Genomic DNA, 13,439 nt, shown 5'->3' on the forward strand with positions numbered 1-13,439 from the left:
CAGAATTGCTCGATGAAATTCCAGCAGCCTATAAATCGATCGATAAGGTGATGGAAAATCAATCTGATTTAGTAGAGGTTGTCGCCACCCTCAAGCAAGTCGTATGTATTAAAGGTTGAAACTTAATTTAAAGCTATGCAAACTCGGCTAATTCTAGCCATCGTTCGCTGGTAGTGTCGATCGATTTATTGACTTGCTCTAATTCCGCAGTTATTTTCTGAAGCTCACTATATGCAGCATTCGGCGAGTGAGCTAATTGCTGTTCGAGTTTAGTTTTATCGGCTTCGAGTTTGACAATTTGGGCTTCGAGTTTGGTAAATTCGCGTTGCTCCCAGGTGGATAATTTACGTTTCTGGGCATCGGGTTTAGGTGGTTCTGGTGCTGCGACTGTTGGGGTGGATTTTTTAGTATTCGACTGATTTTTTGCTGCTAATTTCTCGGCGTTGGCTTCGGCTTGTTTGTAGTCGAGATAGACGGAATAGTTACCGGGATATTCGCGAATTTTGCCGTCAGATTCGATCGCAAATATTTTTTCGACAGTGCGATCGAGGAAGTACCGATCGTGCGAAACTACAATGACGCAGCCATTAAACTCAGAAAGATATTCTTCTAGAACTCCCAATGTTTGGACATCGAGATCGTTGGTTGGCTCATCGAGAATTAATACGTTGGGCATACTCATCAGTACGCGCAATAGAAATAAACGACGTTTTTCACCACCAGAGAGTTTATTAATCGGCGTGTATTGTTGGTTAGGCGTAAACAGAAACCGTTCCAACATTTGCGATGCGGTAATTTGGGTACCGTCGGCAACTTTAACGTATTCACCAACTTCTTTAACATAATCGATCGCGCGTAATTGTTCGGTACCTGCTTCTTGTAAATCTTCCGAATGTTGATCGAAGTAGCCGATATGAATGGTGGTACCGATATCGACACTACCTTTATCGGGTGCCAATCGTCCCGTACAGATATCCATCAACGTTGATTTACCAGCCCCATTTTCACCGATAATGCCGATCCGATCTTCTGGTGAAAATTCGTATGTAAAATCGGATATAATTTGGCGGTCTTCGTATTTCTTAGATACGCCGACAACTTCAATTACTTTCTTACCAATTCGTCGAGTAGGAGTAGAAATATCTACGCGCCCAGTTGTCTGTTTGAACTCTTTCTCTTTGAGATCTTCAGCTCGTCCGATTCGGGCTTTTTGTTTAGTACTGCGTGCTTTTGCGCCGCGCTGCAACCAGGCTAATTCTCGTCGGAGTAACCCTGCATGTTTGCGTTGGGTACCAACCATCGATTCTTCAGCTAAAGCTTTCTTCTCTAGATAGTAAGTATAGTTACCACTATAAGTAAAAATATCTCCGCGATCGATCTCAATAATTCGGTTAGTCACCTTATCCAAGAAATAGCGATCGTGTGTAATCAATAAAATCGCGCCCCGATAGCGACTCAAATACTCCTGTAACCATTCTACAGATAATGCATCTAAATGGTTGGTAGGTTCATCCATTAATAGTGCGTCTGGCTCGGATAATAACGCTGCGGCGAGAGCGATTCGTTTGCGATATCCACCCGACAAATCGCCAACTTTGGCATCAAAATCATGGATACCTAACTTAGTGAGAATAATCTTTGATTTAGTTTCTAATTCCCACGCATTCGTCGCGTCCATCCGCTGCATTACAGTCGATAATTTCGCGAGTAATGCAGTCGAATCAGCCAGATCGGGATGAGCTAGTTTGTCAGATATTTCTTCATAATCCCGGACTAATTGCATTTGCTCGCCACTAGATGCAAATACCTGTTCTAGTACCGTATGGCTAGGATCCATCTCTGGCTGTTGGGGTAGATAGATCGTCGTCACCCCAGGATTGAGTAAAATCTGCCCGCCATCGATCGGTTCTAATCCAGCAATCATCTTTAATAAAGTTGATTTTCCCGATCCATTCATCCCGATCAAACCAACTTTGTCCGCCGCATCTAAGCTAAACGATCCATCTTTAAGAATCTCTTTAATTCCAAAGTCTTTTTTAACTGATTGCAACGTAAAAATAGTCATTTATATTTTAGATTTAGATTTTAACTTATACCAATAACAGTAGGTAAGCTAGCACAGATTGATTAATCGCGATCTAGTTTTCGCCTAATTCTTTGCAAGAAGTTCTTTTAAGAGGGTGCGGTCACTATTATTGTAGGTCGAATCGTGACTGTCCGGTTTTGCAGATTGGCGATCGACCGCATCACTTTATTGATAATTCAGCTCGATTGTTCGTAGTGCTGACAGTCTTCACAAGTGTCGAGATGAGGATTTACCGCACAACGAATGTATGGTGAATGGGCATTATATTCACAGGTGGGATCGCCGATATTACTCTCGCACAAGTCTAATTCAAGCGTATCAAGTTCGCTCATCCAAGGATAATAATTTGCTGGGGATTGAGATCCATCTGCTAGTGATTCAGGTGTTGAATTATATGGATGTTTAGAGGATCGAAACTTATGTTGCCACCATTCCTGCCCGACAACTATTAACGCACCAATGCCTAAGCTGCCGATTGCGATGACTAAGTAGAATGGGCAAACATGCAACAGCACAATTATTCCTACTGTATTAACAACCCAAGTCAGGAATGACTTTTGACGATCGGACATAAATAAAGATAGGAGGGTGACGAGCACTGCCCGCCACCTAGATTTTAGGCTAAAAGCTCAAGCCGATCTACTCGTCTACGGAACTTGCAAACTAATCCAACCCTGTTCTGGAATATGCTGGCGATAACGACCGCAGTCGGAGAACATTAACGCCATTTGTAGCCCATAATCTGGTTCTAAATTGAGATCTGCCCAAGGTACGGCAACTTCTAGACACTTATCCCAAGCTACTTCGGCATTGCTCGATCGAGTCTCCCATCGATCGTAATCCATCGCTTCATGCAACCAGGTATTTTTAGTCGTCAGATCGATTAATAGGCGATGGTGGAACCGATAATTAGTTGGAGCTTGACGGGGTAATTCAGCCAGAGGAATCGGGCTATTGTGCATGATTTCTTTAGGATAGAACCAGAACAGATTTAGCTCGTTAGGAATCTCTAATCCGGGTTTGACACCTGCTTGGAAATCCATCCGCAGATAGAAATTCAGGTGATCCACACCATAAAAGACCCGCTGAATCGCGCTAGCTTGGTGCATGGTACCACTAGCCCCGCCGATTTCTAAACGTCCAGCGAAATTCCAATCTTGCTCGTCGCCGCTACCATCGATAACTGGGTGAATAAAGCCCTCTGGACGGTAAGTAGTCCGTCGCTCGTGGGATTCCACTGGCAACCGCAATTCGGGGGGTACAGGCTCATTTAAAGCCTGATACAGAGCGATCAGGTGTTCGCGGAAAAGTTGGTCGAACATCGCATCTTGGTTAGAAGAATGTCCATAGCCAAACCACCAGAACCAATCCGAACCTTCAGCGGCGTAGAGAGCTTCCCAGGCGGCGGGGTTAGTCTCTTCGGTAGATTCGGGATGATTTGCCAGTACTTGTCTGGCGGCGGTGAGCAGATCCCAGGCGCGGTTTTTGGCAGGATCGCCAATCCAGGTGGTGAGGCTCCCATCTACCCAGGAACCCGTGTGGAGATCGGCAGGGGGGAAGCTGGCGGTAGGGGGGAATTCATCGAGGAATTCGGAGACGGTGACGAGTTTAATTGTCTCGTCTTCGCTGAGGGTGCCATAAAGATGTTCGAGGAATGGTTTACCATCGAGATGGTAGTGTTCCCAGCAGTTTTCACCATCGAGGGCGATCGTGACTAGCCACGGTTTCTCTAGAGTGGTACCATCATGCCCTTCTTTGGCAGCTAGCGATCGAGAAATTGCGTGTAAATGTCCGACTAAATCCGCCGCGGCTGTCTCGGCTGGCATCCCGCTGTAGGTAAACCCAATTAAGTCCGACAAGCGATGATCGCGAAATACCATCGATAAGTCGCCATCGGGCGTACTTACTTGATACGGGCGATATAACAATTCTGGTTCCAGCACATTACCCGCACCATCGCGATGGAAGTATTGCTTGAGGGTATTACCCAATACCGATTCATCGGTACAGAGCCATTTAAAGCCCTGCCGCGCCACATAGGGTAGCATTTCGGGGCTGACTGCCTGTTCCGACGGCCACAAGCCCCGTGGGACGCAACCGAATCGATCTTTATACATGTCCCAAGCTTTACCTAAATGGCGGGGAATATCTTCCGCCCACTGAAACCGCTCTTTGGGTAAATCCATATTCGGCACGGCTACCCGTCCGACGTTGGTATCTGCTAGCAGAGGTAAAATTGGGTGCGTATAAGGTGTTGTCGTCACCTCTAATTGTCCCGATTCCTGCATCTTGCGATGTTGAGGCACAATGCGCCGTAAAATCTCGCGTTGCTTGGAATAAATCCGCTGCCGATCGCTTAAAGTAAAGTCTCTGTCTTGTTTCAACCAATGGGCGATCTCTGGCTCTTCCCAAAATAATGGATCGAACCAAGCTAGATTATGCCATGCCAACAAGTCCCCATAGTCGCGATCGATCCAATGCTCTAAACACCACGGCTCACCACGATCTTGGCGTTGGTGATATAACTCACTGTAACGGGGGTGAGGATCGATCAGAGTATGATGGTTGGCATCGAAAAAGTGCCGAATGATAAACTGTTTTTGAGCCGCCTGAAGCTGTTCGGTAGGCATCAAAGCCAGTTCTAAGTAAGGATCGAAGGCTGTCCCGGCAATATAATCTTCTAGCTGTAAAATTAATGATGGTACTAAGTTTACCGTCTGATGCAGTTTGGGATATTTTTCGAGTAATAAAATCAGATCGAGATAATCTTTCGTCCCATGTAAACGCACCCATGGTAGTCGGTACTTACCATCGCGGTACTTGTACAGAGGTTGATGCTGGTGCCAGATAAAGGCGACGTGGAGAGGATGCGGCATAGATGAGTTATGAGTTCACGATCGATTTAAGCAAGATGCCAGTCGATGGGCGGTTGCTGTTGGGTGACAGCTAACCGATCGAGTAGGCGATTGCATCTTGGCTAATAGTCTGCGATCTTAACTCACTTTTTTTGCTCGAAACACTCACAAAGCAATATTTACCTGGGGATCGCGCCGTTGCTTTACAACACTTAATTAATTTGGGGGCTATTCCCTAATTAATCCGTTTGAGTGCGATGGTAATCGATTTTTGCCCAGTGGGTAGGGGAATCTGTAAAGTGATATTTTCACGATCGACACATTTATACTGCGCTTTGAATGGCGGAGCATCTTTTTGCGTTTGCCTGTCTGGATTATTATCGCCAAAAATCGTTAATAATCGATCGCCAGTCAGTTTGAGACTAGATCCCAAGTTGAGCTTGCTATCGAGCCGCCGATAATTTTGCGAACTAAAGGTCAAAGTACTATCGGCATTGACCTGAAATCTGGCACTCGCGCTACCCGAAAACCCCAATCCGATCCGATCGATCTTCGCACCTGTTTCTTTCGATTTTAAGGTGTATTTTTGTTCCAAATCGACTGCTTCAAATGAGGCATTACCATCTCGATTGAGCGTTAATTTGGCATATCCTAACATTTGCGGATCGGTAACTTTCGCTTGAGTAAAACTACTGATGGTAGGCAACCAATAACTACTCAGATCGGTAACTTGCCAGGTACCGACATAACAGTATGGTTCTCCCTGTGGTTGTGGTGGAGCCTCTACAGGCGCAGCTTTGGGGGTAGGAGCTGCTAATTGCTTGTGTTTGGATGCTAATGCGATCGCGTTATTCGGATTTACCGGACGCAACACTGGACGCAGCACCAGCCGCGATTTAGACTTTCGACCGGGTTTGGCAGTTGCTGTAAAATTATACTGCTGACCGCTAGCGGCATTAGTAGTCGTCAAGCATAGTTGCGACACCTCACTAATAGCCGGAAAGCTAAATCTAGAGTCGATGGGGCTGTTGGCTCCAGCTTGAGACTTACTGGTAACATCGTTGTGGAAAAATTGCAATCCTTTGGATTTGTCGTAAAGCGCGAATTTAACGATGCCTACTCCACCAGTTTTGACTCTGAGGGTAATGCGCGTGTCTGGCTCTACCGACAATCCATAGCAAACTTCTCCTTGAGGATTGTTCGGCGATGGTGCCAGCGATCCGGTATATTCTCTTCCTAACGTCATGGGGACAATGGGAGTAGCATCTTTGGCAAATGCAATGAGAGGAATAGTCAGTGCGAACAGCGGTAAGATCCGCAGAATTGATAACTGGGACATATTGGTATACTTTACACTCGTTGGTGGAGTCTCTTTAGCGGAGAATCGAAAGGGTAACAATCTCCATCGAGATTTGCCGATCGAAACGGGTGCCACTAAGCAGCGAGTCGTTCGGTTGCTATAAAATAGTCGTATAGATACATGTTTCCCAATTAAAGTCTAAATCGATCGCTATTGCCGCAATTCGATAAGTAATCGATCTACCGATCGTTTTTGCGAATTAATTAAGTCAATTCCCCAAAGTATAGATTTATAGCTAATTTAACAATAGATAATCGACTATATATCATAGTAAAGATAAGTAAAAATTAGAGTAAATATTTGATTTAACTCTATGCTTCGTCTTTCCTTTATGAGAATTTTGGAGTATTCTTTACATAGAGCCACTACTAATCATAATTATTAAATTATAGATTTAAGTCTATGCATTCGATAGTCCTCAACACAATTTGGTTGATTCCTTGTTACCCGCTAATTGGTGCGATGTTAGCACTGCCTTGGTCGGTCGGCTGGTCGGGGCAATTAGGCACTAGACCAGCAGGTTATATTAATATCTTCATGGCGGGGATCGCCTTCATGCACGCGATCGTAGCTCTCCTTACGGGTTGGGATTTACCGACTCAAGCACTTAGCTATAGTTGGTTGCACGCCAGCACCTTAGACATCAACTTCCCGATCGAAATTTCGGCAATTACGCTAACTGCGACAGCAGTTGTCACGGCAATCAGTCTGGTTTCTCAGATTTATGCTGTCGGTTATTTAGAGATGGATTGGGGCTGGGGGCGATTCTTCTCTTTGATGAATTGCTTTGGAGCGGGGATTTGTGGCTTGGTATTATCTAATTCGCTGTTCTTTAGCTATGTATTTCTGGAGTTGCTAACGCTGGCTACTTATTTATTAGTCGGTTTCTGGTACGCTCAACCGCTGGTAATTACTGGCGCGCGCGATGCTTTTTGGACAAAGCGAGTGGGCGACATTATTTTGCTGATGGGGGTAATTGCCATTTATCCAATTACCGGAACGTGGAACTTTACCGAGTTGGCAACGTGGGCGCAAACGGCTCAAATCGACCCATCAGTAGCTCTATTTTTGGGTTTATCTCTGAGTGCTGGCCCACTGGGTAAATGCGCTCAGATTCCCTTCCAGCTCTGGCTGGATGAAGCAATGGAAGCACCGATTCCAGCGACGGTATTGCGGAATGCCGTAGTAGTTGGGGCGGGGGCGTTCGTACTGATTAAGCTCGCTCCGGTCATTTCATTATCGCCACTGTTATTAAATATTCTGGTGATTTTGGGCGTGGCGACATCTTTTTGTTGCTCGTTAATTGCGATCGCGCAAGTCGATATGAAGCGGGTATTGTCTTATGCTCTAAGTGCTTATATCGGCTTGGTTTTTATTGCTGTCGGTACGCAAAATATCGATTCGGCTAGATTTATTTTATTTAATGAATCTTTCGGAATGGCATTGCTATATATGAGTATCGGTTCGATTATTTGGACGAATGTTACTCAAGATATTACTCAATTGGGCGGCTTATGGTCGCGTCGGCCATTGACTGCTTTTTCAATGTTAGTCGCGATCGCTTCATTTGTGGCGGTACCTCCGTTAGGTGGCTTTTGGGGCTTTTGGCAATTGGTTCAGAGTTTGTGGGTAGAACAACCTTGGTTGGTGGGCGTAATTTTAATTGTGAATACGCTGACGACACTAAGCTTGACTCGCTTATTTTGTCAGATCTTTTTGGGTGAAACCCAGCCAATGTCAGAGAGATCGGTAGAACCATTTTGGTTGATTAGTTTACCTATAATTTTCTCGGCAGTTTTTATCTGCCACTTGCCGATTATTTTACGCGATTTGGGACTGCTACCGAGTTGGAGTGAGTTAAATGTCATGCTGGCTCCACTATTAGTCTGGTCGAGTATTTCTGGGTTGGCAACAGGTGTAATCCTCTATGGATTTAAAGGGATTCCCAAGCCGATTAAGTTACCGATTCCTTTGGTGCAAAACTTTTTTACCTACGATTTTTACATCCAACGTTTTTATCAATTGACAATTGTGCTATTGGTAGCTACGAGCGCGCGGATAATTAATTGGTTCGATCGATATATTGTCGATGGTTTGGTAAATTTAGTGGGTATCAGCACCTTGTTTAGCGGACAATCTCTTAAATACACCACTTCCGGTCAATCTCAACTTTATATTTTGCTGGCATTTTCGGGGATTATTATTCTCGGTCTCATGATGGGACTACTGGTTTAATAAATTTGATTGCCATCTCTTTTTCAACTACAAAACAACACAATTAAAATCATGAAAGGAAAAGTTTTAAATTATATCTCTCGTCGTAACTTGTTTCGGTTTGGTGGCGTTGCCGTTGGAGCTGGCTTGGTAACTAGTAAGTTGGGCGTAGATTTGTTCGATGTACCTCCAGCAATGTCTAAACAAAATCTTACTCCTGACAGCGCGATCGAGGAATTATTGCAAGGAAATAAGCGGTTTACCAGTCAAAAAACCAAACAACCCAATCGAGGTTCGTTTAGGCTCAGAGAAGTTGCAAAAGGTCAAAAACCATTTGCGGCAATTCTGGGTTGTGCCGATTCTCGCGTGCCAGCAGAGATTGTCTTCGACCAAGGTTTGGGCGATCTTTTCGTAGTCAGAGTTGCGGGTAATGTGGCTACGCCTGAAGAAATTGGTAGTCTAGAATTTGGAACTTTAGTATTGGGTTCTAAAGCGATATTAGTACTAGGACATAGTGCTTGTGGTGCGGTCAAAGCTACGATCGATAACAAACCAGTTCCCGGTCAAATTGGCAGTATTCTCAAGCAGATCGAGCCAGCCGTAGTTGCTAGTAAAAATCAAGCTGGCGACGCACTGAAAAATGCCACGATCGCTAATATTAAAGGTCAGATTGCCATCCTCAAATCCTCAACTGTAATTGCCAATTTAGTTAAAAGCGGCAAACTAAAGATTAGCGGTGGTTTTTACGATCTCGATACTGGAATTGTCACTAAAGTTGCTTAATTGGGGAGCCAGCGATTAAAATTGCTGTTAATACTGTTGAAGTCCGCGCAAGCGGACTTCAATCGCGAGCGGCAGTTTTAATTGCTGAGAATTCAGTCTACAGATAAATGATGGAGGAAGAATCGAGAATGATGTTGAGTGCTATTATTTGGTTGCCTGTTTTGGGGGCAATTCTGATTGGAGTCTTGCCTAATTTTAGCCGAGCAATTGCGTTAGCCATTTCGGGATTGACGCTAGTAATCTCGATTGCGATCGCTGCTGGATTTAATTATCAAAATCCAGGATTGCAATTTATCGAACATTTTAATTGGATCGAGCCGTTGGGACTGGATTACAATTTAGGGATCGATGGGTTGTCTTTGCCACTAATCGTACTTAACACTTTACTAGTATTACTGGCAGTTCAGGCTACCGATCGCCATGTCGAACGACCTCGGCTATTTCACTCATTATTGTTGTTAGTAAGTGCGGCAATTACGGGAGCTTTTCTGGCTCAGAATTTACTCTTATTTTTCCTGTTTTACGAACTAGAACTAATTCCGCTCTATCTATTAATTGCAATTTGGGGCGGTGAAAAACGTGGCTATGCAGCGACCAAGTTTCTGATTTATCAAGCTTTGTCGGGGATAATTTTGCTGGCTGGTTTCTTGAGTTGGGCGTGGTTTGCCAAAACTGGTGATTTTAATTATGAATCTTTAGCTGCAACCCATTTACCTGCTAACTTACAACTATTATTCCTCTGTGTGATTCTGCTCGGCTTTGGCATTAAAATGCCACTAGTACCTTTCCATACTTGGCTGCCCGATGCTTATGTCGAAGCTTCGACACCCGTGTCGATGTTGCTCGGCGGAATTGTCTCTAAATTGGGCACATATGGATTGATTCGCTTTGGCTTGGGTTTATTCCCCGATGCCTGGTTAATCGTCGCGCCCTGGTTGGCACTAATTTCGGTCGTTACGGCTATTTATGGTAGTTTAATTGCGATCGCCCAAACCGATATCAAAAAAACCATTGCTTATAGTTCAGTCGCCCATTTAAGCTACGTATTACTCGCCACTGCGGCGGGCAATTCCTTGAGCATTTTAGGTGCAGTTTACCAAATGGTGGCTCACGGCTTAATTCTGGCGTTATTATTCAACCTCGTCGGTATTATCGAAGCCAAGACTGGCTCCCGCGATATTAATAAACTACACGGCTTACTGAATCCCAAACGCGGCTTACCTTTCGTTGGCACCATGTTAATCCTCACCATGATGGCGAGTGCGGGGATTCCAGGCATGGTAGGTTTTATCGGCGAATTTCTCTCCTTCCAAGGTAGTTATGCCACCTTCCCAATTCCCACGCTGATTTGTCTGGCGAGTACGGGTTTAACTTCCATCTATTTCGTTATTATTATCAATCGCACCCTGTTTGGTAAGTTAGCCGAAGATTTTACCTATCTACCCAAAGTCGCCGCCACCGAAAGAATTCCCGCAATCGTGCTCGCTGCGTTGATTATTTTGCTAGGTATTCAACCAAATATTCTGATTTCGCACACCCAAATTACCACCGACAACATCGTCGCCACTCTTCCCACGGCTGGTGGTAATGAAATCGCCAGAATAGAAACTAGAAAATAAGACCGAAAAATCCCCTCCCTGGAGGCTACGGTGTATACACAAGTTGGTTAGACTTCGTTTCGAGATCTGAATCCCCCAAACCCCCTTAAAAAGCGGATGCGCGAACTGTTCGGGTTCCCCGACAGTGTAGCGACCCAAATCACGCGGAGGTTCCCTCCGCATGTGTTTGGGTCAAGACAGCGCACCAAGCAGCTTGCTCAGATCCGGTCAAAGTTCCCCTTAGAAAGGGGGATTTAGCGGCGGTTTTATTCTGGGGTTCCCCCGTGACGTAAAAAACCGACAAGACAGGGGGATTCAAACCAATTTCGCTTCTCACCAAAGATGTGTATACACGGTAGCCTTGGAGGGGTGCCCGTAGGGCGGGGTGGGTTAGATCTCCGCAACAAACCCAACAAATGCAATACAGGAACTAGTGAGGAGGGCAGGTTTGAATGAAATTGCTAGTAAAAACGGCATCAAGGGCATAAACCTGCCCCTACAGATTTAAACGATTTACAATCCAAAATCCAAAATCCCCATGACAGCAACCACCACCCAACTCCCACCATCCACCCATCAATTCGCCGATGTCATCCATCGCCTGGAAGCAGGTGGCGCAATGCTACCAGATACACCCGAAAACCTCATGCAAATTATCGGTTTGTACAAAGCCTACGCCGTACCGATGGACTTCTACTGGCGCGACTTATTGTACATAGCCGAACGCGTTTTCCTCAATCCCCTGCCCGCATTTAAGTACTTTCTGCCCCAAGAATACCTAGACTTACCCAACCACTACGCAGGCGAAACTGCTGACTTGCGAATTTGGCAAAAAGGTGAGGCTTCCGCTCACCCAGAACTACTAGAATTTATGGAAAATGGGCGCAGTACTAAAATGCCCAAAATTTTCCATCACTTATTACACGATCGGATTAACATGGAGTTTGCCGAAGCTTGTATGCAAGCTATGTACTGGCATCGCGGCATGGGCGGCAGGTTCGATCCTTACTTAGATACCGACGAGTACAAGCAAAATGCCGATCGAGCCATTAAAGCATATTTTAAGGGCAATCCGGCGATGTTAGCTCTATATAAACTTTTCCCCGATATGTTTATCGAACAAGTGCGGGTGATGTCTTACTATTCCAATTTAGGACTATTTTGGGAAGTAATGGCTCCCGTCTTTTTTGAAATGAGCGATCTTTACGATGAAGGTAAAATTGCCTCCGTTCCCGATGCGATGAATTTCTTGATAAATGGCATTTTTGCCGTCGCGGGCAGACCGATTTATCATCATGTGTACATCAATGGGGAAATGTTTGAAATTATTCCTAAATCTTGTGGATTTACCTGGTTGTATGAAGCAGCTTTGCCATATGTAGAAGCCGTATTTTACCGGACGGCACCATTTCGCGGTACAAAATCGTATAACGCGCAAGCAGAGCAAGTACCCGCCGGACAAGCTGATTTTCACTATGGAATTCTTTATGCCGATGTCAATCCAGTCGGGAGTGCCGGGATTCCACCGACATTACTAATGGATGATATGTATCATTTCTTGCCTCAATATTTGCTCGATTATTATCAGCAACACTGTCGGGGTAAAGATGATATGTTAATTCAATTGGGTGTGAGTTTTCAACGATCGATGTATTGTGTAACGTCGGCAGTTATTCAAGCTTTACGTGCGGCTTTACTATATCCTTTAGATGATTCCAATCCTAAACATCTAGAACAAAATCGTCAGTTCTTTGAGTCTCAAATCGACAGATTCAAACGCCCAGAAGCCCGACTGAGCGATATTCAAAATCAAGAGTATCGTTAATTAGTTACAGCATATAAGTTATTTGAGTTGTTGCGTAGTCCCTTTACCCCACCCCAACCCTCCCCTTATAAAGGGGCTACGGTATATACACAAGTTGGCTGGAATTCGTTTCGAGATCTAAATCCCCCAACCCCCTTGGAAAGGGGGCATTAAAGTCCCCCTTTCCAAGCAGGGCTGATTCATTCGTTACTAGGCTTAGGTTGTCAAAATGAAAAGCAGGTAATTTCGATCGAATAAATGGTAATTTCATACTAAGAAACAACCACATTCATCTAAAAACCGATCGCTTCAGATATTGACAAATTCATCCCCTCTGGGAATGAATCAGCCCTGCCCTTTCCAAGGGGGATTTAGCGGCTCGCAGCCGGGAGGTTCCCTCCCGGATTATGTGAGACAGCGACGCATCGAACGGGAGGGAACCTCCCGTTTGTGTGCGTCAAGACAAGACAGCGGCGGTTTTACGTCACGGGGTTCCCCCGTGACGTAAAAAACCGACAAGACAGCGAAAAGTGCGTTCTTGGGGCGCGAGCTTTTGGGGGGAAGCTTCCCCCCAAAACGTCGCTTGTTTCCCCTGTCTTGTCTCGCCTTTTTTGACGGGGAACCCGTCCAAAGGCGAGCCGCAAGTAAAGCACCTTTTCAAGACAGGGGGATTCCCACCAATTTCGCTTCTCACCAGAGATGTGTATACACCGTAGCTTATAAAGGGTGGGGTAAAGGG

At 45.1% G+C, this 13,439-nt stretch carries 9 protein-coding genes; 5 read left to right on the forward strand and 4 right to left on the reverse strand.

The window, feature by feature from the left end; all coding sequences use genetic code 11:
* A partial coding sequence (locus tag RMO79_RS14835) for an RtcB family protein (RefSeq protein WP_396136603.1) occupies window positions 1-119 on the forward strand: 119 nt, incomplete at its 5' end.
* 14 nt (window positions 120-133) lie between these two features.
* On the opposite strand, the gene RMO79_RS14840 is transcribed toward RMO79_RS14835, so the two are convergent.
* The 4 genes from RMO79_RS14840 to RMO79_RS14855 form a co-directional block, all read right to left on the reverse strand.
* The gene (locus tag RMO79_RS14840) at window positions 134-2,065 is read right to left on the reverse strand and encodes an ABC-F family ATP-binding cassette domain-containing protein (RefSeq protein ID WP_310483950.1); all 1,932 of its coding nucleotides are present in this window, start codon (window positions 2,063-2,065) and stop codon (window positions 134-136) included.
* Window positions 2,066-2,262: 197 nt separating this feature from the next.
* Window positions 2,263-2,658, reverse strand: a complete 396-nt coding sequence (locus RMO79_RS14845) for a DUF6464 family protein (protein WP_310483951.1) — start codon at window positions 2,656-2,658, stop codon at window positions 2,263-2,265.
* A 75-nt stretch (window positions 2,659-2,733) separates the two neighbouring features.
* Window positions 2,734-4,962, reverse strand: a complete 2,229-nt coding sequence (locus RMO79_RS14850; RefSeq protein ID WP_310483952.1) for a glycoside hydrolase — start codon at window positions 4,960-4,962, stop codon at window positions 2,734-2,736.
* A 214-nt stretch (window positions 4,963-5,176) separates the two neighbouring features.
* Window positions 5,177-6,280, reverse strand: a complete 1,104-nt coding sequence (locus tag RMO79_RS14855; RefSeq protein WP_310483953.1) for a hypothetical protein — start codon at window positions 6,278-6,280, stop codon at window positions 5,177-5,179.
* A 423-nt stretch (window positions 6,281-6,703) separates the two neighbouring features.
* Between RMO79_RS14855 and RMO79_RS14860 the strand changes: the two genes are divergently transcribed.
* The 4 genes from RMO79_RS14860 to RMO79_RS14875 all read left to right on the forward strand — a co-directional run bounded on the left by RMO79_RS14860 (window position 6,704) and on the right by RMO79_RS14875 (window position 12,721).
* Window positions 6,704-8,536 (forward strand): NAD(P)H-quinone oxidoreductase subunit F, encoded by a 1,833-nt coding sequence (locus RMO79_RS14860; protein WP_310483954.1) that lies wholly within the window; start codon window positions 6,704-6,706, stop codon window positions 8,534-8,536.
* Between the two features lie 51 nt (window positions 8,537-8,587).
* Window positions 8,588-9,298 (forward strand): carbonic anhydrase, encoded by a 711-nt coding sequence (locus RMO79_RS14865; protein WP_310483955.1) that lies wholly within the window; start codon window positions 8,588-8,590, stop codon window positions 9,296-9,298.
* A gap of 131 nt (window positions 9,299-9,429) precedes the next feature.
* Entirely contained in the window at window positions 9,430-10,917 is a 1,488-nt protein-coding gene (locus RMO79_RS14870; protein ID WP_396136604.1) for an NADH-quinone oxidoreductase subunit M, read from the forward strand.
* Between the two features lie 517 nt (window positions 10,918-11,434).
* The gene (locus RMO79_RS14875) at window positions 11,435-12,721 is read left to right on the forward strand and encodes a CO2 hydration protein (RefSeq protein ID WP_310483957.1); all 1,287 of its coding nucleotides are present in this window, start codon (window positions 11,435-11,437) and stop codon (window positions 12,719-12,721) included.
* Window positions 12,722-13,439 lie beyond the last annotated feature (718 nt).

The sequence above is a fragment of the Chamaesiphon sp. VAR_48_metabat_403 genome, from assembly GCF_031422475.1.
Lineage (GTDB): Bacteria > Cyanobacteriota > Cyanobacteriia > Cyanobacteriales > Chamaesiphonaceae > Chamaesiphon.

What these genes read in the sequence shown, in the direction of transcription:
- RMO79_RS14840 (WP_310483950.1), bottom strand. Translation starts at nt 2,065, where the DNA reads ATGACTATTTTTACGTTGCAATCAGTTAAAAAAGACTTTGGAATTAAA.
- RMO79_RS14875 (WP_310483957.1), top strand. Translation starts at nt 11,435, where the DNA reads ATGACAGCAACCACCACCCAACTCCCACCATCCACCCATCAATTCGCC.
- RMO79_RS14855 (WP_310483953.1), bottom strand. Translation starts at nt 6,280, where the DNA reads ATGTCCCAGTTATCAATTCTGCGGATCTTACCGCTGTTCGCACTGACT.
- RMO79_RS14850 (WP_310483952.1), bottom strand. Translation starts at nt 4,962, where the DNA reads ATGCCGCATCCTCTCCACGTCGCCTTTATCTGGCACCAGCATCAACCT.
- RMO79_RS14860 (WP_310483954.1), top strand. Translation starts at nt 6,704, where the DNA reads ATGCATTCGATAGTCCTCAACACAATTTGGTTGATTCCTTGTTACCCG.
- RMO79_RS14870 (WP_396136604.1), top strand. Translation starts at nt 9,430, where the DNA reads ATGTTGAGTGCTATTATTTGGTTGCCTGTTTTGGGGGCAATTCTGATT.
- RMO79_RS14865 (WP_310483955.1), top strand. Translation starts at nt 8,588, where the DNA reads ATGAAAGGAAAAGTTTTAAATTATATCTCTCGTCGTAACTTGTTTCGG.
- RMO79_RS14845 (WP_310483951.1), bottom strand. Translation starts at nt 2,658, where the DNA reads ATGTCCGATCGTCAAAAGTCATTCCTGACTTGGGTTGTTAATACAGTA.